Origin of the sequence: Candidatus Pelagibacter sp. (assembly GCF_052046145.1) — a bacterium.
In the GTDB taxonomy this organism is placed as follows: Bacteria; Pseudomonadota; Alphaproteobacteria; order Pelagibacterales; family Pelagibacteraceae; genus Pelagibacter.
This window is the reverse complement of record NZ_JBNGZR010000001.1, coordinates 188,935-213,597: the sequence shown is the minus strand read 5'-3', so window position 1 is coordinate 213,597 and position 24,663 is coordinate 188,935. Positions and strand designations below refer to the sequence as shown.

The window sequence follows — 24,663 nt, the reverse complement described above, 5'->3', positions numbered from 1 at the left end:
AACAAGTAATGATACTTTTATGACTGATAAAAAATCTGAACTTAGTGCCGCAATGAAAAGTAAGCTAGAACCTAAAAAATTCACTAAAAATCCTATTCTTGGAACTAAGTTTACAATTGCAATATCTAGTGCAAAAGGTGGTGTTGGAAAATCTACATTTGCAACGAATCTTGCTTTAGCTTTAAAAAAAGTTGGATGCAAAGTTGGTCTTTTAGATGCAGATATTTATGGTCCATCAATTCCTAAAATGTTCGATATTAATGAAAAACCAAAAAGTGATGGTCAAAAATTAGATCCAATTACAAAATATGACATTCAGTGTATGTCGATTGGTTTTTTAGCTGATCAACAAACTCCAATGATATGGCGTGGTCCTATGGTGACAAGTGCAATTAAAACTTTTACTCAGAAAGTAAATTGGAAAGATTTAGATTTTATTATTGTTGATATGCCACCAGGAACTGGTGATACTCAACTTACATTTTCTCAAGAAATAAAAATGGATGGTGCAATAATTGTAAGTACACCTCAAGAAGTAGCTCTTTTAGATGTTAAGAGAGGAATTAAAATGTTTGATAAACTTGGAGTTAAAATTTTAGGTTTAGTTGATAACATGAGTTTTTTCATTGGAGACGATGGAAAAAAATATAAAATTTTTGGAGAAGGTGAAGTTAAAAAAACTGCTGAAGAATTCCAAAAAGAATTTTTAGGTGAAATACCAATTAATCCTGAGGTTGGCAAAACTAGTGATGAAGGAAAGCCAATTGTAGAATCTAGCCCTGAACACGTAATTTCTAAAATATATTTAAATTTTGCAGAAAAAATTAAATCAACTTATCTTTAAGATCAAAAGCGTTCATTAATTCATTCCACTCTCTTTTAGACAATCCAGAACTTTCAACATCTACTCCTTCACCTTTAATAAGTTTTTGAATAATTAATTTTCCTTTTGCAGAAACCTCAGTACCACCAACTCTATAATCCATAAAAGCATCATAAGTTATAGGGACCCATTTTTTTACAGTATCCAGCATAATGTCTGCATAAACTCTAATTTCATATTGAGCGTGACTATCAGCTCTTAATCTTAAAAAATTCATTAAATTTAATAAATCAGTTTTCCAATACCATTGTGTATAAGTATTTAGTGTTAAATTCATTCTTGCAAGTTCTCTTGCTAGACCTTTTTTATTTTCATCAATAGTTGATCCATCAAATCTTTCATTAAGCATAGTTTCATAATTATCATATGTTCTTTCTGCATCACTTTTTAGAAGTTCTAAAACTTTCTCTGCCTGTTTTCCTTCCAAGACATCTCCTCTACCCTGTCTGTTACTAGTTGATTGAGCAGCTAAATTCTCTTTTGATGGCAAATAAAATTCTTTATCCAAAATTGAATACCTTGCAGAATATTCATTTACATTTGCAGTTCTGTGTCTAATCCATTGTCTTGCAATAAATATTGGAAGCTTAACATGATATTTAATTTCACACATTTCGAATGGAGTGCTGTGCCAATGCCTCATCAAATATTTTATCAAACCCTTGTCAGTTGAAACTTGTTTAGTTCCTTTTCCGTACGATACTCTGGCTGATTGAACTATAGATGTGTCATCACCCATATAATCAACAACTCTTACAAAACCATGATCTAAAGCAGGAATTGCTTCATATAGGATTTTTTCAAGCTCAGGAGCAGTAACTCTTTTTGTTTGGTTGCTTTGAGATTGTTGATTTTTTATTTCTTCTTGTTGTTCTTTAGTTAATTTCATGATTGTTATTGAATCTGTTGTAATTACTTTTATATTAATAATGTTGGTTTTCCAACTACGACGATAAACGAATTTCGTAATAACCATTGCGGACGTGGGGGCAGTACCCACCACCTCCACCATTACAACTTATGGGGGTGAACTAGATTCGACGGGTGACTAAAGGCTATTCTTTCGTTCGGGATTGTTCCACCGTAACGGGCTATTTTATAATTGCTAACGAAAGTTATGCACTTGCTGCCTAATTAACTTAGTTAATTAAGCAAACGGGGTCTGGGGCACCTGGCAACAGAACGCCCCTTTCCAAAAGTTTCCATTGTCCCCAGTCATTTTCCAAAAAGAATTTACATTGAAGTTTACATTGAAGTTACAATGAAGTCAGAAAACAATTTTTTACCGTTATACACGCATTTGCAAGAATAACAGTTTAAATTCAAATTTAGTCTTTAGTTTGCTACTATTAAATTATGGAAAAACAAAATCTTTCTTCACTTATATGGTCTACAGCAGATGATATTTTAAGAGGTTTATTTAAACCTAGTGAGTATGGTCGAATAATTCTTCCTTTTGTTGTTTTAAGAAGACTAGACTGTGTATTAGAACCTCAAAAAGATAAAGCATTTGAACTTCACGAAAAATACAAAAAAAAACTCAAAGATTTTACACAAGTAATTCAAAGTCAATTAAATTTACCATTCTTTAATGTTTCAAAATTTGATTTATTAAGAATTAAAAGCGATCCAAACAATGTTTACAAAAATTTTAATAATTATATTCAAGGTTACTCAAAAAATGTACTGGATATAATTGAAAATTTTCAGATAGATCCATTGATAACAAAATTAAATAAAAATAAAAAACTTTATCTTCTTATAGATAAATTTACAGAGTTCGATCTTCATCCTAAAAAAATAGACAATCACATGATGGGTTCAGTTTATGAGGAACTTTTGAGAAGATTTTCTGAAATGTCAAATGAGGAAAGTGGTGATCATTTCACTCCAAGAGATATTGTAAAACTTTTAGTCTCGTTGGTATTTGAAGGTGATAAAGAAAACTTGAAAGGCGAAGGTAAAATTAGATCATTTTATGACTCATGTTGTGGAACTGGAGGAATGTTAACTATCGGTAAAGAGTGGATAAAAAAAAATATTAACAAAGACTTAAAAGTAGAGTTATTTGGACAAGAATTAAATGACACAACTTATGCAATATGTAAATCAGATTTTTTAATGTCTGATGAAAACCCTGAAAACATAAAAGGTCCTTTTTCATCTTTGTCTCAAGATGGTTTTGCAGATCGAAAATTTGATTATATGATTACTAATCCTCCATTTGGAGTAAGTTGGAAGTCAGATGAAAACTTTGTTAAGCAAGAGTCGAAAGACTCTAATGGTCGATTTTCAGTTGGTACTCCTAGAATTTCCGATGGTTCTCTTCTATTTTTACAACATTTAATTCACAAAATGGAACTATCAGGTTCTCGTATTGGCATTGTGTTTAATGGTTCCCCGCTTTTTAGTGGGGATGCAGGAAGTGGTGAAAGTGAAATTAGAAAATGGATAATTGAAAATGATTGGTTGGAAACCATTGTTCAACTGCCTGATAGTATGTTTTTTAATACTGGTATTACAACTTATCTTTGGATAGTTACAAATAAAAAAAACTCAAAACGAAAAGATAAAATTCAATTAATTGACGGATCAAATCATTTTAAAATATTAAAAAAAAGTTTGGGAAATAAGAGAAAAGAAATTTCAGATGAAGGATTTAAAAAAATACTAAATTCTTATTTAAATTTTCAAGAAGATGACATAACAAAAATCTATAAAAATTCGCATTTTGGATATACTAAAGTTTTAATTGAACAACCGCTAGAGGAGAATGGAATAATACAAAAACTTAAATCTGGTGAATTAAAACCAGATACAAAACTCCGTGATTACGAAAGAATTCCACTAAATGACTCAATAGATGAATATTTTGAAAGGGAGGTTAGACCCTATTTACCAAAATCATGGATTGATCGTTCAAAAGATAAGATTGGATATGAGATAAATTTTACAAAATATTTTTACCAATACAAACCTCTTCGTTCATTAAATGAAATAGTTAATGATTTATTAGCATTAGATAAAGAAAACAAAGATCTTCTAAATCAGATTGTAGAAAAATGAAGACATATAACTCATATAAAGATTCAGGAAATGAATGGATTGGAGAAATTCCATCCGAATGGGAGTGTATACGTTTGGGAATGTTAGGTTCTTTTTCATCAAGTGGTATTGATAAAAAATCAAACGATGGAGAGATAGATGTTAGAATGGTTAACTATACTGATTTAATCCAAAGTCGTAGATACAATCCTATACAAACAGGTGAGAAGAATTATATGAGTGTTACCACAACTCTTTCCAAATTAAATGAACACAGATTAGAAAAAGGAGATATGGTTCTTATACCAAGTTCAGAAACCCATGAAGATCTAGGTTATGCATCTTTAATTGATTTTGATGAGGATGATATTGTGTATTCTTATCACATAATTCGTTATAAAATAAAAAAACCTATTTTTCATTATTTTAAAAAATATTTAATCAATCATCATTCTGTATTAAATCAATTTTCCTTACAATGTAAGGGAACTACAAGAAAAATTATTGGAAGAGATGTATTCAACAACATAAAAGTTGTTTTGCCTTCTATTTTAGAGCAAGAACAAATCGTAACCTTCTTGGATAAAAAAACCACCCAAATAGACTCTATTATTGAGAAAACCCAAAAAAAGATTGAACTGCTCAAAGAGAAAAGATTAAAACTAATAGAAAATGTTTTGCTGAACCCCAATATTAAAAAGATTAAACTTAAACACTTAGTCAATTTGATTAAAAGACCAATTCAAAGAAAAGAAGATAAAATTTACACTAAAATTGGAATGTATAATTGGGGCAGAGGAATTTTTAAATATCCAAGTGAAATGGGATCTGATTTAGGGGACTCTTCATTCAATTATCTTAAAGAGGGGGATCTCTTGTTAAGTGGTCAATTTTCGTGGGAAGGTTCTGTTTCAATTGTTGAGAAAGAAGAGAATAACTGCATCTCTTCGCATAGGTTTCATATTCTCAATGTCAAAAAAAAAGAACTTATAAATGAATATTTGTGGTCTTATTTTACATCACAGGAAGGACATTTTTTATTAAATGAGAACTCTCCAGGTTCTGCGGGAAGAAATCGACCATTAAATATTGAAAATTTATTAAGAGAGAAAATTCCTGTTCCAGAAATAGAAGCACAAATAGAAATTCAAAAATTAGTAATTGCAACTAAAAAGTATGAAAAATATGCAAAACCTAAAATTAAATTTCTAAAAGAATTTAAACAATCATTAATCTCATCTGTTGTAACTGGAAAAATAAAAGTAACAAAGGATATGATATGAGTGACCTAAAACCTACAGAAAAGAAATTTGAAAATCATATTGAAAAATATTTCAACTCTATTGAATATAAATCAATTCATTATGAAAAATATGATCGTACATTATGTTTAATTAAAGATGAAGTTCTAGATTTTATCAAAAAGTCTCAAAAAGAAAAATGGGATACATTGAAAGATGCTTACGGTGAAGAAGTAGAGAGCAAAGTTCTTGATCGAATTTCATCAGAAATTTCTAGAAGAGGTGTTATTGACGTTCTTCGTAATCAAGTTTCAGATCGTGGAGTTTATTTAGATCTTTGTTATTTTGAACCTAAAAGTGATTTAAATCCTGATCATTTTAGTTTATTTGAATCAAATCAATTTAGTCTAGTTCGGCAACTTCATTACTCCACAAAAAATGAAAACTCTATTGATATGGGTTTATTTTTAAATGGAATTCCAATTGTTACTATGGAATTAAAAAATCAATTAACAGGACAAAATTATAAACACTCAGAAAATCAATATCGTTTTGATCGTGATCCTAAAGAACCTCTTTTACAGTTTAAAAGAGTTCTCGTTCATTTCTGTGTAGATAACAATCAAGTTTCAATGACTACAAATCTAAAAGGAGGCAAGACAAGATTTTTTCCATACAATAAAGATATAGAAAATCCACCTGTTGAAAATGATTACAGATCTTCTTACCTATGGAAAGAAGTTTTAAATCCTAATTCACTTTTAGATGTAATTGAGAATTTTGCACATATTTCAAATGAAAAAGAGTATTACTATAATGAAGAAAAACAAACAGTTGATACAAAAAAATTTGATGTACAAATATTTCCTCGTTACCATCAACTTGAGTTAATTAGAAATCTTAAAGAACAAATTAAAAATGATGGTGCAGGTAATAACTATTTAATTCAACACACTACTGGATCAGGTAAGTCATATTCTATTGGTTGGTTATCTCATCTTCTAACCTCTCTGTATAAATCTAAAGATGATAAGAGAAGAATTTTTGACAGTATAATTGTTGTAACAGATAGAACAAATTTAGATGATCAATTAAGAGGAACTGTCAAATCTTTATCAAAGGTAGATGGTGTAGTTTTTGGTGCAGAGAAAGGTTCTAAAGAACTAAGAGAATTTCTTGAAAAAGGTAAGGACATTATAATTACAACAATACAAAAGTTTCCTTACATTTCTGAAGATATAGTTGCATTAGGTGACAAAAAATTCGCAGTCATTATTGATGAAGTTCACTCTAGTCAAAACGGTGAACTATCAAAAGAATTAAAAAGAACATTAACTAGAAATGAAGATGATGAAGAAGAGGATTTTACATTAGAGTCATACTTAGAGGAACAAATTCAAACAAGAGGAAGACAAAAACATATTTCTTTCTTTGGTTTTACAGGAACCCCTAAAGAGAAAACTTTAGAGATCTTTGGAACAAAACTACCAGATAATAAATTTAAACCTTTTCATGTTTATTCAATGAGACAGTCTATACATGAGGGATACACTCTTGATGTTCTACAAAACTATTCAACTTACAAAAGATATTTTAAAGTTAAAGAAGTAAAAGAAGATGCAATTGAGATTGATACTGCACAAGGCACTAAAGAAATTTTTAATTATGTAGACTCACATCAAATAACTATTGATAATAAAGTTAAGATAATTCTTGATCATTTTTTCAATAAATCTTCAAAAGAAATACAAGGCAAAAGCAGAGGAATGATTGTTGTAAAAACAAGAAAACTTTGCGTTCAATATTTTAAAGAAATAAACAGACAACTTGATGAGAGAAAATCAAAATTTAAATGTCTAGTAGGTTTTTCTGGCGAAGTTAAATTTAAAGGTGATCCTGAAAGGTATACTGAAAAAGGTTTAAATTTAACAATTGGTCATGACGGCGATGTTCCATTAGGTCTAAAAAATCCAAAATATAGATTACTTGTTGTTGCAAATAAATTTCAAACTGGATTTGATGAACCTATGCTTCAATCTATGTATATAGATAAACCTTTAAAAGATGTTCAATGTGTTCAAACATTATCTCGTTTAAATCGAACAATGTCAGGTAAGGCATCTACTTTTGTATTAGATTTTGCTAATGACCCGGAAGCAGTTAGATTTTCATTTCAAAAATTCTATCAAGAAGTTGGTCTAGAAGAAGAAACTGATCCTAATACACTTTATAATATTCAAACTTCAATTGATGAATTTAAAATATTTTCTGGTGAACAAGTTGATATGTTTTGTTCAATATTTTTTGATAAAGACAGAGAAGAAGGAAATCTTCATCCTGTTTTAGATGAAGTTGTTGATAATTGGAATGAACTGGATGATGATGAACAGAGAGAAGATTTCAGACTGAAAGTTGCATCTTATATAAGATTATATAGTTACTTATCTCAAATAATTAATTTTTCAGATGTTGAATTAGAAAAAAAATATATTTTTTATAGATATTTATCTAAAAAATTAAGACCAAAAACAAAAGAAAAAGTTAATATTGAACATTTAATTGACCTTGAATCTTTAAGAATACAAAAGTTACATGATCAGATTGATCCTTTAGAAAAAATAGATCATGAATATGAAGGTATCAAAACTACTGTAGGTACATTTACTCCACCCGCTAAAGACTTACTTTCAGAAATAATTGAAACGATTAACTCAAGATATGGAATAAATTTAACTGATGATGATAAAGTGAATATTGATACTGTAAGACAAAAGATATTTGAAGATGAAGAAATTGAAAAATATATGAATGGAGCAAATTCAGAACAAAACAAACAAGATTACTTCAAAAAACAATTTGATAATGTGATTTTGTCTCTTCTTAAAGATAGATTTGATTTCTATAAAAAACTTGATGAAAACTCAGGATTAAAAAATCTTATTTTTGATAAGATTTATAAAGACTATAAAGAGAGTAAGAATAAATAAATTTTATTAGATAGTAATAGTATTAATTACTTCAACTTATTAAACTGCTTCATCCCATAGTCCTTCATCATATTTAATTTGTTTTTTATCTAATAATTGAATTAAACAATCTTTCTTTGATTGTTTTTCTTTTGGTTCTATATTTTTTAAATAGAACAATAGTTGTTCAAAAGTAATTCCTTTTAAGTCTTCTTTTTTGATGTTTATGTAGTCATCAAATTCTGCAAACATATTACTATTTTTAGGATGTATTATGTCAGAGTATTTTATCATTTCGCCATAATCAGTTAGTGCTGAATAGTATTTTGCGATTGGATTTTCATTTTTATCAAATACTTCGTATTTCCAACCTTTCGGCAGATTATATTTTTCCATAAATGTAAGTGAGTTTTTTATTTTTTAAGAAGGTTAACAATTAAATATATAATATTTAAATATGGTAAGATTATGTTTTAGATTGAATATATCTACGAATACTACCTTCCACGATATTTTAGTATTTACAATGAAGTCGAAAAACAATGTTCATGTCAAAAATGCTAAACTTACATTGAAGAATACATTGAAGTGTTTCAAAAAGTCTTTATTTTCTGTTAGTATTTAAATTATAGGGGGAAACAGAACGCCCCCTACTTAATTTTATTTTTTTTAATTTCAGCTTGAGCAGCAGCTAATCTTGCAACAGGAACTCTATAAGGTGAACAAGAAACATAATTCAATCCTACATTAGAACAAAAAGATATACTATGAGGATCTCCTCCATGCTCTCCACAGATACCTAACTTTAGATTTTTGTTTTGTTTTCGTCCTTTTTCTACTGCTATTTCAACTAAATCTGAAACTCCTTCATCTATTGAAACAAAAGGATCAACAGAAAATATTTTATTTTCTAAATAATCATTTAAAAATTTACCACTATCATCTCTACTGATACCAAAAGTAGTCTGAGTTAAATCATTTGTTCCAAAACTAAAGAATTCTGCATGCTTAGCGATCTCCTTTGCTTTTATTGCCGCTCTAGGTAATTCAATCATCGTTCCTACTAAAAATTCTATTTTCAATTTATTTTCTTGTTGAACTTGACTGGCAGTTATAATTACTAATTCTTTCATTATTTTAATCTCAGCCTCTGTAGATACTAAAGGTATCATTATTTCAGGAAATGCAGATTTAATTTTATTTTTTTTAAGGTAAACCAAAGCTTCGAATATTGCTTTGCATTGCATTTCATAAATTTCAGGGAAAGATATTCCTAGACGACATCCTCTATGACCTAACATAGGATTTTGCTCATGTAGCTCTTCAATTCTTGACTCAACCTCATTAACTGAGAGATTAACTATACTAGCAACATCATTAATTTCTTTTTTTGTACGTGGTAAAAATTCATGTAATGGTGGGTCCAACAATCTAATTGTGACTGGTAATCCACTCATGATTTTAAATATATCTATAAAATCTTTTCTTTGATGCGGTAGCAGTTTTTGTAATGCTGTTGCTCTGTCTTCTTTCGTTTTAGATAATATCATTTCTCTTACAGACAAAATTCGTTCTTCATCAAAAAACATATGTTCGGTTCGGCATAATCCAATACCCTCTGCACCAAAATCTTTTGCTGTTTTGGTATCTTTTGGAGTCTCGGAATTTGTTCTTACTTTTAATTTCCTAAAGCTATCTGCCCAAGACATTAACTTTGAAAAATCACCAGATATTTCAGGCTTCACAGTTGAAACACTTCCAGCAATAATTCTTCCGGTTGAGCCATCAATAGTGATTACGTCTCCTTCTTTAATCTCCATTGAAGAAGTTTTAAAAGATTTATTTTCATAGTTTATATCAATTTCACTCGATCCTGAAACGCATGGTCTGCCCATACCTCTTGCAACAACAGCCGCATGACTTGTCATTCCTCCTCTAGCAGTTAAAATTCCTTTAGCAGCATGCATACCCTGTATATCTTCTGGAGAGGTCTCTACTCTGACCAAAATTGTATCTTGCATCATTGCAGTCAATCTTTCTGCCTCTTCTGAAGTAAATACAACTTTACCACTGGCTGCACCTGGTGATGCTGGCAATCCATTTGCTATTACATTAATTGAGCTTTTTTCATTTAAAGTAGGATGCAAAAGTGTATCTAAAGAGTTTGGGTCAATTCTTAATACAGCTTCTTTTTTAGAAATTAATTTTTCTTTAACCATATCAACTGCAATCTTGACTGCTGATTTTGCTGTTCTTTTTCCTGATCTTGTTTGAAGCATCCATAGTTTGTTACTTTCAACTGTAAACTCTACGTCTTGCATATCTTTGTAATGCACCTCTAATTTTTTCAAAATTTTTTTTAATTCTTTAAATACTTTTGGCATAGATTCTTCCATTGATAATTCTTTTACGTTAGCGTCTTGCCTTGCTTTTTTTGTAATGTACTGAGGTGTCCTTGTCCCTGCTACAACGTCTTCACCTTGTGCATTAATTAAATACTCTCCATATATTTCATTTGATCCATCTGATGGATTTCTTGTAAACACAACTCCTGTTGCACAATTATCACCCATATTTCCAAAAACCATCGATTGAACATTTACCGCAGTTCCCCACTCAGCAGGAATTTGATTTAGTTTTCTATAAACTTTTGCTCTGTTACTTTCCCAAGATAAAAATACTGCACTTATTGCTCCTAGCAATTGTTCATAAACATCTTGAGGAAAATCTTTTTTTGCCTTTTCTCTTACTTTTTTTTTAAAATCTTCAATTAATCCGTCCCAATCACTCTCGTCTAAATCTGTATCTAGCAAAACACCTTTAGTAAGTTTATAATTTTCAATTAATTCCTCAAAATGATAACCTTCAACACCCATTACAACATTACCGTACATTTGAATGAATCTTCTATAACTATCTTTAGCAAATCTTCCATTTGAAGTTTTGATTGCTAAAGCTTTAACTGTTTTATCGTTCAGACCCAAATTTAGAATGGTATCCATCATGCCTGGCATTGATACTCTTGCGCCAGAACGTACTGACAACAAAAGTGGATTTTTTAAGTCACCAAATTTTTTAGAAACATCTTTTTCAATTAATTTTAACTCTTTTTTAATTTGAGAAATTAAATTTTTATTTAATTTTTTTTTATCCTTATAAAAAATTTCACAAACTTTTGTAGATATTGTAAAACCAGGGGGTACTGGAAGACCCATTCTTCCCATTTCAGAGAGATTAGCACCTTTTCCTCCTAAAAAGTTTTTAGGATTTTTAATTTTTTTACTATCCTTAGAATTAAAGTTTAAAATAAGTTTTTTCATTAACGGGAGTCGATTAAAGCAAAATTAACATAATTGTTGAACGTTTTACACATCATTTGGATTAGTTCCAGCCTATTCTTCTTTATGACGAGATCATCTTCGTTAACAATTACATTATCAAAAAAGTCAAAAACCTCTCTTTTGACGCTAGCTAAATTGTCCAATGTTTGAACATAATTTTCATCTTTGTTAATGCCTGAAAAATATTTTCTTAACTCACTAATTTTTTTAAATAGGTTTTTTTCTAACTCAGTTTTAAAAATACCAGGGTCAGTTGTATTTGATAATTCTATTTTATCTTTTTTTAATTCACTGTCTAAAATGTTTGAAGCTCTTTTATAGCTCGCAATAATGTCTAAACCATTTGGCTTGTTAATAATTTTATTTAAATGTTTAGCTTTATTAAAAATGATAACAGTTTGATCTAAGTTAAAAGAACTGGTTGATGCTTGAATTATATCATTTCTAATATTTTCTTCCTTCATGTGATATTTTAATCTATCCATTAAAAAATCTGATAATTCATTTTGTAGAGATTGGCTATCAATTTCAAAACCTTGATCTAAATACAAGCTTGAAGAATAATTAATTAGATCTTTTATTTTAAAATCTTTTTTATTTTCGACTATTATTCTTATTACCCCCAATGCTAATCTTCTTAGAGCATACGGATCTTTAGAACTTGTTGGCTTTTGATTTAAACCAAAAAAACCAACTAAAGTATCTATCTTATCAGCCAAAGAAAGAGTTATGCTAAATGGTTTTTTTGGAACTCTTGAACCTGAACCTGTAGGTAAATATTGCTCACTTATTGCCAAAGCTAAATCTTTATCAAAACCTTGTACGTTAGCAAAATAGCCTCCCATTACACCTTGGAGTTCTGGAAATTCACCTACTAGTTCTGATAATAAATCAACTTTACAAATTGATGCTGACAATTCAACTTTTTCTTTACTGATTAAAAGTTCATCAGATATCATTCCACCCAATTTTCTCATTCTTTGGGCTTTATCGAAATAACTTCCTAATCCTTTAAAATAATTCATTGATTTTAATTCAGTTACTTTTTTGACCATATTTTGAGATTTATCTTTTTTCCAAAAAAATTCTGCGTCACTTAATCTTGCTTCAACTACTCTTTCATTTCCTAATTTAATTAATCCCTTTTTGTCTTTTTTGTTTGCAACCACTAAAAACTCATTGGTAATATTTTCTTTATTATCAAATAAAGGAAAATATTTTTGATGGTATTGCATGGTAATAATTAATATTTCTTTTGGAATTTTTAAAAATTTTTTATCAAATTCACAAAGAAGGATATTTGGTTGATCTGTTAAATCTACAACTTCATTAAGTAATCTAGGATTATCTTGGATCTTAATATTTTTATTTTTTAATATATTGTTAAATTTTTTTTCTATTAATTTTTTTCTTTCATTATGATCAACGATAATGTCAATTTTTTTAAAAAATTTTTTATAATTTTTAAATTCAAAGAAAGACTTTTTATTTTCCTCAAATTCTTTATCAATAAAAGTTGAGTTAGAAGATGTTAGGTGATGAAAATTAAAATTTAACTTTTTTTTATCAAATACAGCTAGAATTGACTTTAAAGGTCTACCCCAATTTAGGTCAAAAGTTCCCCAATACATTGATTTTTTCCATTGAATTTTATTTAATAATATTGGGATAAATTCCTCTAATAATTCATGTGTGTGCAATTTTTTTGATTTTGTCTTGAAAAAATAAAATTCTCCTTTGTCTGTTTTCTTTTGGTAGAGATCCTTTTTTAGGATTTTATTTGACCTTACAAACCCCTCTAGTGCTTCCTCTGGTGACTTAATGTTTGGACCTTTAATCTCCTCAGATTTTAGTACAACATTTTTTTGAACACCTTCAAATAATACCACTAGTCTGTTTGGTGTTGAATATGACGAGCTTTTTTTAAATAAAATTGATTTTTCTAAAAATAAATCATTAAAACTTTTAAGTAAGTCTTTCCTTAAATTTTGTTGAAGATTTGAAGGAATTTCTTCACTAAATAATTCTAAAAAAAACTCTGACATTATTTTTGACTATCTAACCAAACGCCAGCTGCAGATTTTGTAATATCTCTTATTCTTGCAATATAACCAGCTCTTTGTGCAACACTGATTGCACCTCTTGCATCTAGAATATTAAATACATGACTGGCTTTTAAACATTGATCATATGCTGGTAATGAAATTTTCTTTTCTACCAAATCTTTTGCCTCTGACTCATGCATTTCAAACATTTTCAAAAGTGTTTCTACATTCGCATGTTCAAAATTGTATGCTGAAAATTCTTTTTCGGCTTGATGAAAAACTTCGTGATATTTTACACCTTCATCATTCCACAATAAATCATAAACATTTTTTTCTTTTTGGGTGAACATACAAATTCTTTCTAAGCCATAAGTGATTTCAACTGATACAGGTTTACAATCAAATCCAGCCATTTGTTGAAAATAGGTGAATTGAGTGATTTCCATTCCATCACACCACACTTCCCATCCCAATCCTGCTGCACCTAATGTCGGACTTTCCCAATCATCTTCAACAAACCTTATATCATGATCATTATGATCTATTCCTATAGTAGACAAACTATTTAAATAAAGTTTTTTTATATTTTCAGGAGAAGGTTTGATTAAAACTTGAAATTGATAATAGTGTTGTAACCTGTTTGGATTATCTCCATATCTTCCATCTGTGGGTCTTCTTGATGGTTGTACGTAAGCTGCTTTCCATGGTTTAGTTCCTAGTGATCTTAGGGTAGTAGCTGGATGAAAAGTTCCTGCACCAACCTCCATATCGTAAGGCTGAAGAATAACGCATCCCTTTTTACTCCAAAATTTCTGAAGATTTAAAATTGTATCTTGTAATGTTTGAATTTTTTTTTTTTCTTTTTTTGCTTTAGAAACCATATCTTTGCCAAATTGATCTTTCATCTAAAATACTTGCTATTTGATCTACTTGATTGCTAGATGAAGAAAGTTTTTGACTTAACCATCCTTTTGATTTTTCAAATTTTTTAATAATTACATCATCACCAAATTTATCTTTTAATATTTCATGTGCGTTACCTATTCCATCAATCAATCCTAAATTTTTTGCTTTACTGCCTGACCAAAACTCACCTGAAAAAAGTTCTACATCAGATTTGTTTAATTTTGATCCTCTACTTTTTTCAACAACATCTATAAAGTCTTGATGAAGATCCAATTGAATATTTTTTAATCTTTCAATATCCTCGTTTTTTTCTTCTAAAAATGGATCAAGTGTGCTTTTGTTTTTACCAGCAGTATGAACTCTTCTTTCAACCCCAATTTTTTTTATTAACTCTGTAAATCCAAAAGAAGAATATATCACTCCTATGGATCCAATTATTGAACTTGAATTTGCATAAATTTCGTCCCCAGCACAAGAAATCAAATAACCTCCAGAAGCTGCTACATCTTCAGCGAATACAATAACTTTTTTTTTGTATTTTTTTGCTTGTTGTCTAATAAAACTGTAAATTAAATGAGATTGAACTGGTGATCCTCCTGGAGAATTGATTGATATAGCAACACATGTTGCTTTTTTCAGAGAAAAAGCCTTTTTAATTAGTTCTTCTTGACCCGCAAAATCAATACCTTGTTTAAATTTTCCAGCATTACCAATGACTCCACTTAATTTTAAGTGAGCAACAATTTTTTTCTTTTTAAAAAAAGAGAACATAGGTAAGTCTTATAGAATTATTTATTGAATATAAAGACTACTTATAATTGAAGAAACTGGTGCGTCAATTGATAAGTAATATATATAAACAAATTATACTAATTTAAAAATCTTATGGGAACAGTTGTACAGCTTAAAAATCAAATAAATGATTCATATTTTCAGCTTAAAGACTCGGTTGAAGAAAAACTGGTTTTAACCGAAGAAAAAATAAAATCAAAATTATATAGTGACGTACAGCTGGTTCAAAAAATGACAGATTATCATATAGAAACTGGAGGAAAAAGACTAAGAGCTTTACTAACATTGGGTAGTGCAAAATTATGTGGTTACTCTAAAGGCTCTAGAGATATAAATTTAGCTGCGTGTGTTGAATTAATTCACAGCGCTACATTGATGCATGATGATGTAATTGATGAAGGCACTGTTAGAAGAGGAAAAGAAACTTTAAACAAAGTTTGGGATAATCATTCGTCAGTTTTAATTGGAGATTATCTATTGAGTAGATGTTTTGAAATGATGGTAGAAGACGGCAACCTAGAAGTTTTAAAATTATTATCATCCACTTCATCTAAAATTGCTCAAGGAGAAGTTCTACAACTTCAACACAAAGGTGAAGTTGATATGCTGGAAGAGACATATTTGAAAATAATCTCAGCTAAAACCGCTGAGTTATTTGCAGCAGCAACTAAAGTTGGAGCAATTTTATCTGATACAGAAAATAAAGAAAAAGATGCTTTAGAGTTTTATGGAAGAAACTTGGGATTAACTTTTCAAATAGCTGACGACACACTAGACTATAATGCTGAGCTCAAACTATTTGGTAAAAAAATTGGTCAAGATTTTTTTGAAGGAAAAATTACCTTACCAATAATTTTACTTTTTCAAAAATTAGGAAATGATGAAAAGAAAATTTTATCAAATATGTTTAAAAAAGAGTTAAGAACAAAAGATGACTTTAATGAAATTATTGCTCTTATAAATAAGTATAAAATAATTCAGGAATGCTATCAAAAAGCACAGCACTATATAAATTTAGCCTCAAATTCTCTAAGTGTATTTAAAGATTCTGAAGAAAGAAATATTCTTAAAAGATTAACATCATTTAGTTTATCAAGAAATTTTTAAGGACTTAATAAAGACTTTATCCACTTCCCGGATTTATCTTTATTGTATTTTAATCTCTCGTGAATTCTGTTCTCACCATCTAACCAAAATTCAATACTATTTGGAGATAAAACCCATCCAGACCAGTGACCTGGTCTTGGTACATCTGATTTGTTGCTATATTTTTTTTTGTAATCTTGCATAGATTTTATCAATTGTTCTCGCGAATTTAATTCTTCACTTTGCTTAGAAGCCCATGCTCCTATTCGACTTTCATACGCTCTAGATGAATAATATTCATCTGCAACCTGATCAGAAACTAATGACACCTTTCCATTAATTCTTATTTGTCTTAGGAGACTTTTCCAATGGAAACACATCGCAGCATATGGATTTTCTTTTAATTCATTTCCCTTTTGACTATTTAAATTTGTATAAAATACAAATCCATCTTTGTTGAAATCTTTAAGTAAAACCATTCTAACCGAAGGAATATTTTTTTTATTTGACGTGGCCAAAGCAACAGCGTTTGGATCATTTGGCTCAGTTTTCTTTGCTTCCTCCATCCATTCATGAAATAATTGAATTGGATCATCTATATCAAGAAAGCAACTATTAAGACCTAAAGAGTTTTTTTGATTCATAATTTAAACAAAATAATCTATATAATATAGATAATGTCATTTAATACTTTTGGAAAGCTATTTCGTTTCACCACTTGGGGAGAGTCTCATGGGCCTGCAATTGGTTGTATTGTTGATGGTTGTCCTCCAAATATAAATCTTAAAGAGCAAGATATTCAAATAGAATTAGACAAAAGAAAACCAGGTCAATCTAAATTCACAACTCAGCGAAAAGAGGATGATAAAGTTCAAATATTGTCAGGAGTATTTGAGGGTAAAACTACAGGAACACCTATTTCTCTCATAATCTACAACAAAGATATGAGATCTAAAGATTATACTAATATTAAAGATAAGTTCAGGCCAGGTCATGCGGATTTTACTTATTTTAAAAAATATGGAATTAGAGACTATAGAGGTGGTGGCAGATCTTCTGCTAGAGAAACTGCAGCAAGAGTTGCGGCCGGTGCAATAGCAAAAGTTGTACTTCAAAAAAAATTAGGTAAAAAATTTAAAGTAATTGGTGCAGTAACTCAGCTAGGAATTCTTGGATGTGATACAAATCAATGGAACGATAAAGTAATTTCAAAAAATCCATTTTTTTGTCCAGATAAATCAATGATTAAATTATGGGAAAAATATTTGCTTGGTGTAAGAAAATCAGGATCCTCATGCGGAGCAGTAATTGAAATAAGAGCAAGAGGTATCCCGGTTGGTTTAGGTGCTCCAATTTATTCAAAATTAGATACTGACATAGCTTCAGGTCTAATGAGTATTAATGCAGTTAAAGGTGTAAATATTGGAGCAGGAATGAACTCAGCACAATTAAGCGGAGAACAAAATTCAGATGAAATTTCTTCAATAGGAAATAAATTAAAATTTAATTCAAATAAAGCAGGTGGAATTCTTGGTGGAATTTCTACGGGCCAAGAAATTGTTGCATCTTTTGCTGTCAAACCAACATCGTCAATTTTAACTAGAAGAAAAACTATAAATAAATTTGGGAAAAATACTTCAATATCTGTTAAAGGTAGACATGATCCTTGTGTAGGAATTAGAGCTGTACCAATTGGTGAAGCTATGATGAACTGTGTTTTACTTGACCACTACTTAATGAATAAAGCCCAATGTAGTTAACTTAAATTAATTTTTCACAACTCTTATTGTCTCCTTTTGAAACAAAATATCAGCAATTTTCTTAGAAATTTGAGAACTGTTTAATTCAGCTTTATCGTACATTTTTTTTGGATCATCTTGTTCAATAAATTCATCTGGTAAAGTCATTGATCTAAATTTTAAACCTTTATCAAATACTCCTCTTTGAGCTAATAAATTTTTAACATGGGAACCGAAACCACCTATTGATCCCTCTTCAATAGTTATCATAATCTCATGTTCCTTGGCGGATTTTAGTATAAGTTCTTCGTCTAAAGGCTTGGCAAATCTGGCATCTATCAAAGTTGATGAAACTCCCTTTGCTTTTAATTCCTCTACGGCTAACTTACACTCCTCAAGTCGAGTACCGAGGTTTAAAATACAAACTTGTGTCCCTTGTTGAACGACTCTTCCTTTACCAATTTCAATTTTTTCGTCTATTGATGGGAGATCAACACCTACTCCAGTTCCCCTTGGATATCTAATTGCAGAAGGTCTGTCATTTATATCTACTGAAGTATTAATCATTTTAACTAGTTCAGCTTCGTCACTTGCTGCCATTACTACAAAGTTAGGCAAAGTTGATAAGTAAGTTATATCAAATGAACCAGCATGTGTAGATCCATCAGCACCAACTAATCCTGCTCTATCTATCGCAAATCTAACTGGTAAACTTTGGATGGCAACATCGTGGACAACTTGATCATATGCTCTCTGTAAAAATGTAGAATAAATTGCAGCATATGGTTTGTACCCTTCGGTTGCTAGACCGGCTGCAAAAGTTACAGCATGTTGTTCCGCTATTCCTACATCAAACATTCTATTTGGAAACTCCTTGCCAAAAATATCCATACCAGTCCCTCCTGGCATCGCTGCTGTTATTCCTACTATTTTGCTGTCTTTTTTGGCATGCTTAACTAACGTGTTTGCAAATACTTTTGTATAAGCTGGAAGGTTTGATTTACTCTTTACTTGTTCGCCAGTCTCAACATTAAATTTTGACACCCCATGATAATGATCATTTGCTTTTTCTGCATAAGAATAACCTTTTCCTTTTTGAGTTTTGATATGAATCATTATAGGGCCCTCATGTCTTGATTCTTTTGCGTTTTTTAAAATTTGAATTAGGCTTGATAAATCATGACCATCTATAGGACCTGCATAATAAAAACCAAGTGAACTAAACAATGTACCTCCAGTAACTGCTGAACGGAAAAAATCTTCTGCTTTTCCTGCTTTAGCACTAAACCTTTTTGAAAATGCAGATGTAATTAATTTTAAGGTTTCTCTAAGACTAAAATATATTTTACCAGTAAATAATTTTGCCAAGTAAGTTCTCATTGCTCCAACTGGTTTTGCAATTGACATGTCGTTATCATTTAAAATAACAATTATTTTTGTTTTAGATGCCCCGGCATTATTCATGGCCTCATAAGCCATACCTGCGCTAATTGCTCCATCACCTATTACAGCTATTACATTGGAAGACTTATTTTCTAATTTATTTGCCTCTGCAATTCCTAATGCAGATGAAATAGATGTTGAACTATGTGCTGCTCCAAATGGGTCATACTCACTTTCAGATCTTTTTGTAAAACCTGATAAACCATCGCCCTGCCGTAAAGTTCTAATTTTATCTTTTCTTCCAGTTAAAATTTTATGTGGGTAAGATTGATGGCCAACATCCCATATTAATTTATCATTTGGGGTATCAAAAACATAATGAAGTGCAACTGTCAATTCAACAACTCCTAAACCAGCACCAAGGTGACCTCCTGTTTCTGAAACAGCACTTATCATTTCCTCCCTAACCTCATCTGCTACTTTTTGTAAATTATTTTCAGAAACTTTTCTTAAATCAGATGGAAAGTTGATATTATTTAAAAATTGGTAATTTTTTTTCATTTTTTTCTATTCAATATATAGCCTAATGTTTCATTTATTTTTTCAGATCTTGTACCATATTTTCTTAAATTCTTATTAATATCTTTTATTATCTTATCACAATACTTAAGTGAGTCATCATAGCCTATTAAATTTATAAGTGTTGCCTTGCCTTTTTTTTGATCTTTTCCTGTTTTTTTTCCAGCTTCCTTAGAATTACTTTTCAGATCAATTAAATCATCAGCTATTTGGAATAATAAACCAATTTTCGATCCAATATTTTCAAAAAATTTAATTTCTCGGATTGTTTTTTTTTTAATTATTGCTGGAGCTGCACAACAAAAACTAAATAACATTCCAGTTTTTTTTATTTCCATTTCTAATATTTTATTCCTTGATATTTTCTTTCTCTCATAACTTAAATCTAAATATTGCCCACCAGCTATTCCTAAATGTCCTGAACATTCTGATAATTTTTTGATTAGGTTGATCTTTATCTTTTCATTTAATTTCAATTTAGGACTTGATAAAATTTCAAAAGCTAAAGTCAGTAATGAATTTCCTGCTAGAACTGCTGTAGACTCACCAAATTTAATATGAGCCGAAGGTTTTCCTCTTCTTATATCATCATCATCCATGCAGGGTAGATCATCATGAATAAGAGAATAAGCATGAATACATTCAACAGCCGACCCAACTATTATCAATGTTTTATAATCTATTGAAAATAATGACCCTAAGTCCATTAAGATTTTAGATCTAATTTTTTTTCCACCTGGAAACAAACCATACTTCATGGGTGACTTTAGCTGAGAATATTTCTGTGAATTAATATATTTTTTAAGGAAAATATTTGTATCCTTAGCTATTTTATTAAGCTGTTTTTTCATTTTTTTTAGTTATCTCTTTAATCTTTTTATTTGTCTCTTCCCCAATAGATTTAAAATTTTTATGAAATTTCTTTTCAATAATATTATTTAATTTTAGAAGTTCTTGATAACTGTCAACTGAATTGTTTAAATCATTTTCCTTCTCTAGAGACTCTATGATCTTATTTGCTTTTTCTGTAAGCTCCTCAACTGAATACTGATCATAATCAAGTGGTAATATTTTATCTTTCATATAATAATAATTATTAATACATGAAATCTATTCAATCAAATATCAAAAAAGCAAAAAAATATTTAGATAATAATCATTGTGTTGCGGTACCAACAGAAACTGTTTATGGATTGGCTGCAAACGCTTACTCAAATAGTGCAGTTAAGAAAATATTTAGTCTTAAAAAAAGACCATTAAATAATCCTCTAATTGTCCATTATTACGATATTCAAAGACTTAAAGAAGACTGTGATATAAATGATAATTTAGTTAAACTTTACAAAAAATTTTCTCCAGGTCCGATAACTTATGTTCTGAAATTAAAAAATAACTCAAAAATATCAAAATTTGTCACTAATAATAAAAAAAGTATTGCTGTACGTTTTCCTAAACATAAATTGTTAAGAAATTTATTAAAAAATTTAGATTATCCGGTTGCGGCACCTAGTGCAAATATATCCTCAAGATTAAGTTCAGTTAAACCATCTGATGTAAAAGAAGAATTTGGTTCAAAAATAAAATATATTTTAAATGGAGGAAAAAGTAAAATTGGAGTTGAGTCTACAATACTAAACCTTTTAGAAAAGCCCTCACTTTTAAGATATGGAGGCCTAGATACTAAAAAAATCGAAAATGTTTTAAAAAAAAAATTATTAATTAATACAAATTCAAAAAAAAAATTATCACCTGGTTTATTTCCGTTACATTACTCACCTGGGATACCTTTAAGAGTCAATGTTAAAAAACCAAAAAAAGATGAGGCTTATTTATTAATTAAAAAAAGAAAATCAAAATTAAAAAACTATTATTATTTATCCAAAATGAAAAATATAGACGAAGCTGCAAAGAATTTATATTCAACTTTAAGAAAAATTAAAAACGATGGTTTTAAAAAGATTGCAGTCGAAAAGATACCAAACAAAGGTCTTGGCAAAACAATTAATGATAGATTAAAGAGAGCCTCTAAATATTGATGACAAATTCTATTGAAGTAATAAATCTATCAAAAAAATATAAAGATAAAATAGCAGTAACTAATATAAATTTTAAAATTAATGAAAATGAAATGGTTGGTTTATTGGGACCTAATGGATGTGGAAAAACTACAACTATTGGAATGATTTTAGGATTATTAAAACCAAGTAGTGGTGAGGTTTTAATCAACGGAGAAAATATTGAAAAAAACAAAATCTCACTTCTTCACAAAATGAATTTTATTTCACCATATATTGAATTACCTAAAAAACTTAAAGTTAAACAAAATTTAATTGTTTATGGAAAATTATATAATATTCAAAATTTAAATGACCGAATAGATCACCTTGCAAATAAACTTAGATTAAAAGACCTTTTAAACAAAATTACAGGTGAACTTTCTTCTGGACAAAAAAACAGGGTAAGTCTTGCTAAAGCTTTAATAAATGATCCAACGGTACTTTTGTTGGATGAACCCACTGCTTCATTAGATCCTGAAACTGGTGATTTTGTAAGATCGTTTTTAGAAGAATACAAAAAAGAAAAAAAAATATCAGTTTTGCTTGCCTCTCATAATATGAAAGAAGTAAAAAGATTATGTAGTTCTGTTTTAATGATGAAAGATGGTTTAATAGTGGATAGAGGAACTCCTGAAGAGTTAATAACAAAGTATGGAAGAAGAAATTTAGAAGAAGTATTTTTAGAAATTGCGAGAAAACAAAAATGAATTTAATGAGAATTTATGGTCTTTTTTTAAGACACTTTTATTTAATAACTAGATCATTTCCAAGAATATTAGACTTAATTTATTGGCCTTCAATTCAAATTACTCTCTGGGGATTTATTTCTAATTTTTTTGCAGCTCATAGCACTTACTATAGTGGTGCGGTAGGAGTTATTCTTTCATGTGCAATTCTTTATGATTTTTTATTTAGAACCAGTATTGGCTTTAATATGTTATTTTTGGAGGAAATTTGGAGCAGAAACTTTACAAACCTATTTATTGCTCCTATGAAAATTAGTGAGATTATTATCTCTTTAGTTTTAACAGCTTTAATTAGAGCTTTAATTGGTTTAATACCAGCAATATTGTTAACTTCTCCATTGTTTGGAATTTCATTGTTAAAACTTGGTCTTCCTTTGGCTTTTCTTTTCTTAAGTTTATATTTATTTGGAATTACGCTTGGTCTACTTGTGTCAGCAGGATTATTAAGATTTGGTCCATCTTTTGAAAATATTGCATGGTCTACTATGTTTTTGTTAGCACCTTTTGGCTGTATATACTGCCCAGTTGAAACACTGCCAGGAATCTTCCAATCAATCGCTTTCGCGTTGCCATTAGTATATATTTTTGAGGAGACTAGAAATATTTTAGTTAATGGAACAGTGAATTATGAAAATATAATAAATGCCGTCTATCTTAATGGGTTTTATTTAATTTTATCAATATCCGTATTTTATTACTCTTTCGATAAAGCAAGAGAAAAAGGAACTTTGATAAACATGGGAGAATAAATTGGTGCGCCTGCTAGGAGTCGAACCCAGAACCTCCTGATCCGAAGTCAGGCGCTCTATCCAGTTGAGCTACAAGCGCATATAGTATTAATATTATATTTTATGGAAAAAAACATTAATTTTATAGTGAATGAGAATGAGAAGAATTTAAGGGTTGATGTTTTAATTAACAAAAGAGAGGAATTAATTAGTAGAACTAGGATTAAAAATTTAATTTTAAAAGAAAAGTTAACACTAAATAACGAAATAATTAAAAGTCCGTCAAAAAAAGTCTCAATTGGTGATACTATAAATCTTAAGATTCCAGAGCCTGAAATAGCATCCCTTAAGCCTTACGAATTTAAATTAGTAATAATATACGAAGATGATGATCTATTAGTAATTAATAAACCTGCCGGAATAATCATGCATCCAGGAGCTGGAAATTATGATAAGACAATTGTTAATGCATTGATGCATTATGACAAGGATTCTTTATCAAATATAGGTGACGAGTTAAGACCTGGTATTGTTCATAGAATTGATAAAAATACATCTGGTTTAGTTGTAATTGCAAAAAACAATGAAACTCATGAAAATTTATCAAAACAATTTAGTGATCATACAATTATAAGAGAGTACCAACTTTTAATATGGGGAAAATTAAGACCCTCCTCAGGAAGAATTGAGACATTTATAACTCGTAGTTCAAAAAATAGACAACTTATGGAAGTTAGTAGTTCTAAAGGCAAGAAAGCTATAACAAATTATAAAACACTTGAAATTTTTGAAAATCAGAAAACACCAACCTTAAGTTTAGTTGAATGTAAATTAGAAACAGGAAGAACACATCAGATAAGAGTACATATGAATTATAAAGGTAATAGCCTAGTTGGAGATGATAAATATAAAAAAAAATATAAAAAGTTAAAAAATATTGATTTAGATATCCAAAATTCAATTACTAAATTAAATAGACAATTTCTACATGCAAAAACTTTAGGATTTATACATCCACGAACTAAGAAAGAGATGATTTTTTCCTCACTTTTGCCACAAGATCTAAATAATATTCTAAAAATGCTTAGAAACACTGAAGAATAAATTATTGAAAATTAGGTATAAT

General features: G+C 29.4%; 20 protein-coding genes, 1 tRNA gene and 1 other RNA gene. 11 read left to right on the top strand and 11 right to left on the bottom strand.

Going from position 1 to position 24,663, the window contains the following annotated elements; genetic code table 11:
- Positions 1-19: 19 nt before the first annotated feature.
- A complete protein-coding gene (locus tag ACTT88_RS01075; protein ID WP_440907537.1) occupies positions 20-844 on the top strand; it encodes an Mrp/NBP35 family ATP-binding protein in 825 nt (274 codons plus the stop codon).
- Here ACTT88_RS01075 and thyX read toward each other — a convergent pair.
- A complete protein-coding gene (gene thyX, locus ACTT88_RS01070; protein WP_440907536.1) occupies positions 825-1,772 on the bottom strand; it encodes an FAD-dependent thymidylate synthase in 948 nt (315 codons plus the stop codon). The two genes, ACTT88_RS01075 and thyX, sit on opposite strands and share 20 nt — an antisense overlap.
- 4 nt (positions 1,773-1,776) lie before the next feature.
- Between thyX and ssrA the strand changes: the two genes are divergently transcribed.
- From ssrA to ACTT88_RS01050, 4 genes are all read left to right on the top strand, one after another.
- Positions 1,777-2,075: a transfer-messenger RNA gene (gene ssrA, locus ACTT88_RS01065) on the top strand.
- A gap of 164 nt (positions 2,076-2,239) precedes the next feature.
- The gene (locus ACTT88_RS01060; protein WP_440907535.1) at positions 2,240-3,949 is read left to right on the top strand and encodes a type I restriction-modification system subunit M; all 1,710 of its coding nucleotides are present in this window, start codon (positions 2,240-2,242) and stop codon (positions 3,947-3,949) included.
- On the top strand, positions 3,946-5,211 hold the full coding sequence (locus ACTT88_RS01055) for a restriction endonuclease subunit S (RefSeq protein ID WP_440907534.1): 1,266 nt from the start codon (positions 3,946-3,948) through the stop codon (positions 5,209-5,211). The genes ACTT88_RS01060 and ACTT88_RS01055 overlap by 4 nt, the downstream gene beginning before the upstream one ends.
- On the top strand, positions 5,208-8,156 hold the full coding sequence (locus ACTT88_RS01050) for a type I restriction endonuclease subunit R (protein WP_440907533.1): 2,949 nt from the start codon (positions 5,208-5,210) through the stop codon (positions 8,154-8,156). Before ACTT88_RS01055 ends, ACTT88_RS01050 begins: the two co-directional genes overlap by 4 nt.
- A gap of 39 nt (positions 8,157-8,195) precedes the next feature.
- Here the strand turns inward: ACTT88_RS01050 and ACTT88_RS01045 are convergent, their stop codons facing one another.
- The 5 genes from ACTT88_RS01045 to ACTT88_RS01025 form a co-directional block, all read right to left on the bottom strand.
- Positions 8,196-8,531 carry a hypothetical protein gene (locus ACTT88_RS01045; RefSeq protein WP_440907532.1) on the bottom strand — a complete coding sequence of 112 codons (336 nt, stop codon included), beginning with the start codon at positions 8,529-8,531 and terminating at the stop codon, positions 8,196-8,198.
- 254 nt (positions 8,532-8,785) lie between these two features.
- The gene (gene ppdK / locus ACTT88_RS01040; protein WP_440907531.1) at positions 8,786-11,455 is read right to left on the bottom strand and encodes a pyruvate, phosphate dikinase; all 2,670 of its coding nucleotides are present in this window, start codon (positions 11,453-11,455) and stop codon (positions 8,786-8,788) included.
- On the bottom strand, positions 11,455-13,521 hold the full coding sequence (gene glyS / locus ACTT88_RS01035; RefSeq protein WP_440907530.1) for a glycine--tRNA ligase subunit beta: 2,067 nt from the start codon (positions 13,519-13,521) through the stop codon (positions 11,455-11,457). Before glyS ends, ppdK begins: the two co-directional genes overlap by 1 nt.
- Entirely contained in the window at positions 13,521-14,402 is an 882-nt protein-coding gene (locus ACTT88_RS01030; protein WP_440908613.1) for a glycine--tRNA ligase subunit alpha, read from the bottom strand. Before ACTT88_RS01030 ends, glyS begins: the two co-directional genes overlap by 1 nt.
- Entirely contained in the window at positions 14,392-15,198 is an 807-nt protein-coding gene (locus tag ACTT88_RS01025; protein ID WP_440907529.1) for a S49 family peptidase, read from the bottom strand. The genes ACTT88_RS01030 and ACTT88_RS01025 overlap by 11 nt, the downstream gene beginning before the upstream one ends.
- A gap of 114 nt (positions 15,199-15,312) precedes the next feature.
- On the opposite strand from ACTT88_RS01025, the gene ACTT88_RS01020 reads away from it, so the two are divergent.
- Complete coding sequence (locus tag ACTT88_RS01020) at positions 15,313-16,326, top strand: polyprenyl synthetase family protein (protein WP_440907528.1); 1,014 nt, start codon at positions 15,313-15,315, stop codon at positions 16,324-16,326.
- Here ACTT88_RS01020 and pdxH read toward each other — a convergent pair.
- Entirely contained in the window at positions 16,323-16,949 is a 627-nt protein-coding gene (gene pdxH, locus ACTT88_RS01015; protein ID WP_440907527.1) for a pyridoxamine 5'-phosphate oxidase, read from the bottom strand. The two genes, ACTT88_RS01020 and pdxH, sit on opposite strands and share 4 nt — an antisense overlap.
- A gap of 33 nt (positions 16,950-16,982) precedes the next feature.
- Here pdxH and aroC point away from each other — a divergent pair, with 33 nt between their 5' ends.
- Positions 16,983-18,065 carry a chorismate synthase gene (aroC, locus tag ACTT88_RS01010; RefSeq protein ID WP_440907526.1) on the top strand — a complete coding sequence of 361 codons (1,083 nt, stop codon included), beginning with the start codon at positions 16,983-16,985 and terminating at the stop codon, positions 18,063-18,065.
- A 6-nt stretch (positions 18,066-18,071) separates the two neighbouring features.
- Here the strand turns inward: aroC and dxs are convergent, their stop codons facing one another.
- From dxs to ACTT88_RS00995, 3 genes are read right to left on the bottom strand one after another with little or no spacing between them, the layout of a single operon-like run.
- The gene (gene dxs, locus ACTT88_RS01005; RefSeq protein WP_440907525.1) at positions 18,072-19,988 is read right to left on the bottom strand and encodes a 1-deoxy-D-xylulose-5-phosphate synthase; all 1,917 of its coding nucleotides are present in this window, start codon (positions 19,986-19,988) and stop codon (positions 18,072-18,074) included.
- Entirely contained in the window at positions 19,985-20,857 is an 873-nt protein-coding gene (locus tag ACTT88_RS01000) for a polyprenyl synthetase family protein (RefSeq protein WP_440907524.1), read from the bottom strand. The genes dxs and ACTT88_RS01000 overlap by 4 nt, the downstream gene beginning before the upstream one ends.
- Positions 20,841-21,089 carry an exonuclease VII small subunit gene (locus ACTT88_RS00995; protein ID WP_072090936.1) on the bottom strand — a complete coding sequence of 83 codons (249 nt, stop codon included), beginning with the start codon at positions 21,087-21,089 and terminating at the stop codon, positions 20,841-20,843. The genes ACTT88_RS01000 and ACTT88_RS00995 overlap by 17 nt, the downstream gene beginning before the upstream one ends.
- Before the next feature lie 20 nt (positions 21,090-21,109).
- Between ACTT88_RS00995 and ACTT88_RS00990 the strand changes: the two genes are divergently transcribed.
- The 3 genes from ACTT88_RS00990 to ACTT88_RS00980 are packed head-to-tail and all read left to right on the top strand — an operon-like array spanning position 21,110 to position 23,558.
- Positions 21,110-22,042, top strand: a complete 933-nt coding sequence (locus ACTT88_RS00990) for an L-threonylcarbamoyladenylate synthase (RefSeq protein WP_440907523.1) — start codon at positions 21,110-21,112, stop codon at positions 22,040-22,042.
- Positions 22,042-22,770, top strand: coding sequence for an ABC transporter ATP-binding protein (locus ACTT88_RS00985; protein WP_440907522.1), 729 nt, complete (start codon positions 22,042-22,044; stop codon positions 22,768-22,770). The genes ACTT88_RS00990 and ACTT88_RS00985 overlap by 1 nt, the downstream gene beginning before the upstream one ends.
- Complete coding sequence (locus tag ACTT88_RS00980) at positions 22,767-23,558, top strand: ABC transporter permease (protein WP_440907521.1); 792 nt, start codon at positions 22,767-22,769, stop codon at positions 23,556-23,558. The genes ACTT88_RS00985 and ACTT88_RS00980 overlap by 4 nt, the downstream gene beginning before the upstream one ends.
- Before the next feature lie 2 nt (positions 23,559-23,560).
- On the opposite strand, the gene ACTT88_RS00975 is transcribed toward ACTT88_RS00980, so the two are convergent.
- Positions 23,561-23,637, bottom strand: a tRNA-Arg gene (locus tag ACTT88_RS00975).
- Between the two features lie 23 nt (positions 23,638-23,660).
- Here ACTT88_RS00975 and ACTT88_RS00970 point away from each other — a divergent pair.
- A complete protein-coding gene (locus ACTT88_RS00970; protein ID WP_440907520.1) occupies positions 23,661-24,641 on the top strand; it encodes an RluA family pseudouridine synthase in 981 nt (326 codons plus the stop codon).
- Positions 24,642-24,663: the final 22 nt, after the last annotated feature.

Excerpts from the sequence above, each read along its gene's own strand:
- ACTT88_RS01075 (WP_440907537.1), top strand. The coding sequence starts at position 20 with ATGACTGATAAAAAATCTGAACTTAGTGCCGCAATGAAAAGTAAGCTA.
- thyX (WP_440907536.1), bottom strand. The coding sequence starts at position 1,772 with ATGAAATTAACTAAAGAACAACAAGAAGAAATAAAAAATCAACAATCT.
- ACTT88_RS01060 (WP_440907535.1), top strand. The coding sequence starts at position 2,240 with ATGGAAAAACAAAATCTTTCTTCACTTATATGGTCTACAGCAGATGAT.
- ACTT88_RS01055 (WP_440907534.1), top strand. The coding sequence starts at position 3,946 with ATGAAGACATATAACTCATATAAAGATTCAGGAAATGAATGGATTGGA.
- ACTT88_RS01050 (WP_440907533.1), top strand. The coding sequence starts at position 5,208 with ATGAGTGACCTAAAACCTACAGAAAAGAAATTTGAAAATCATATTGAA.
- ACTT88_RS01045 (WP_440907532.1), bottom strand. The coding sequence starts at position 8,531 with ATGGAAAAATATAATCTGCCGAAAGGTTGGAAATACGAAGTATTTGAT.
- ppdK (WP_440907531.1), bottom strand. The coding sequence starts at position 11,455 with ATGAAAAAACTTATTTTAAACTTTAATTCTAAGGATAGTAAAAAAATT.
- glyS (WP_440907530.1), bottom strand. The coding sequence starts at position 13,521 with ATGTCAGAGTTTTTTTTAGAATTATTTAGTGAAGAAATTCCTTCAAAT.
- ACTT88_RS01030 (WP_440908613.1), bottom strand. The coding sequence starts at position 14,402 with ATGGTTTCTAAAGCAAAAAAAGAAAAAAAAAAAATTCAAACATTACAA.
- ACTT88_RS01025 (WP_440907529.1), bottom strand. The coding sequence starts at position 15,198 with ATGTTCTCTTTTTTTAAAAAGAAAAAAATTGTTGCTCACTTAAAATTA.
- ACTT88_RS01020 (WP_440907528.1), top strand. The coding sequence starts at position 15,313 with ATGGGAACAGTTGTACAGCTTAAAAATCAAATAAATGATTCATATTTT.
- pdxH (WP_440907527.1), bottom strand. The coding sequence starts at position 16,949 with ATGAATCAAAAAAACTCTTTAGGTCTTAATAGTTGCTTTCTTGATATA.
- aroC (WP_440907526.1), top strand. The coding sequence starts at position 16,983 with ATGTCATTTAATACTTTTGGAAAGCTATTTCGTTTCACCACTTGGGGA.
- dxs (WP_440907525.1), bottom strand. The coding sequence starts at position 19,988 with ATGAAAAAAAATTACCAATTTTTAAATAATATCAACTTTCCATCTGAT.
- ACTT88_RS01000 (WP_440907524.1), bottom strand. The coding sequence starts at position 20,857 with ATGAAAAAACAGCTTAATAAAATAGCTAAGGATACAAATATTTTCCTT.
- ACTT88_RS00995 (WP_072090936.1), bottom strand. The coding sequence starts at position 21,089 with ATGAAAGATAAAATATTACCACTTGATTATGATCAGTATTCAGTTGAG.
- ACTT88_RS00990 (WP_440907523.1), top strand. The coding sequence starts at position 21,110 with ATGAAATCTATTCAATCAAATATCAAAAAAGCAAAAAAATATTTAGAT.
- ACTT88_RS00985 (WP_440907522.1), top strand. The coding sequence starts at position 22,042 with ATGACAAATTCTATTGAAGTAATAAATCTATCAAAAAAATATAAAGAT.
- ACTT88_RS00980 (WP_440907521.1), top strand. The coding sequence starts at position 22,767 with ATGAATTTAATGAGAATTTATGGTCTTTTTTTAAGACACTTTTATTTA.
- ACTT88_RS00970 (WP_440907520.1), top strand. The coding sequence starts at position 23,661 with ATGGAAAAAAACATTAATTTTATAGTGAATGAGAATGAGAAGAATTTA.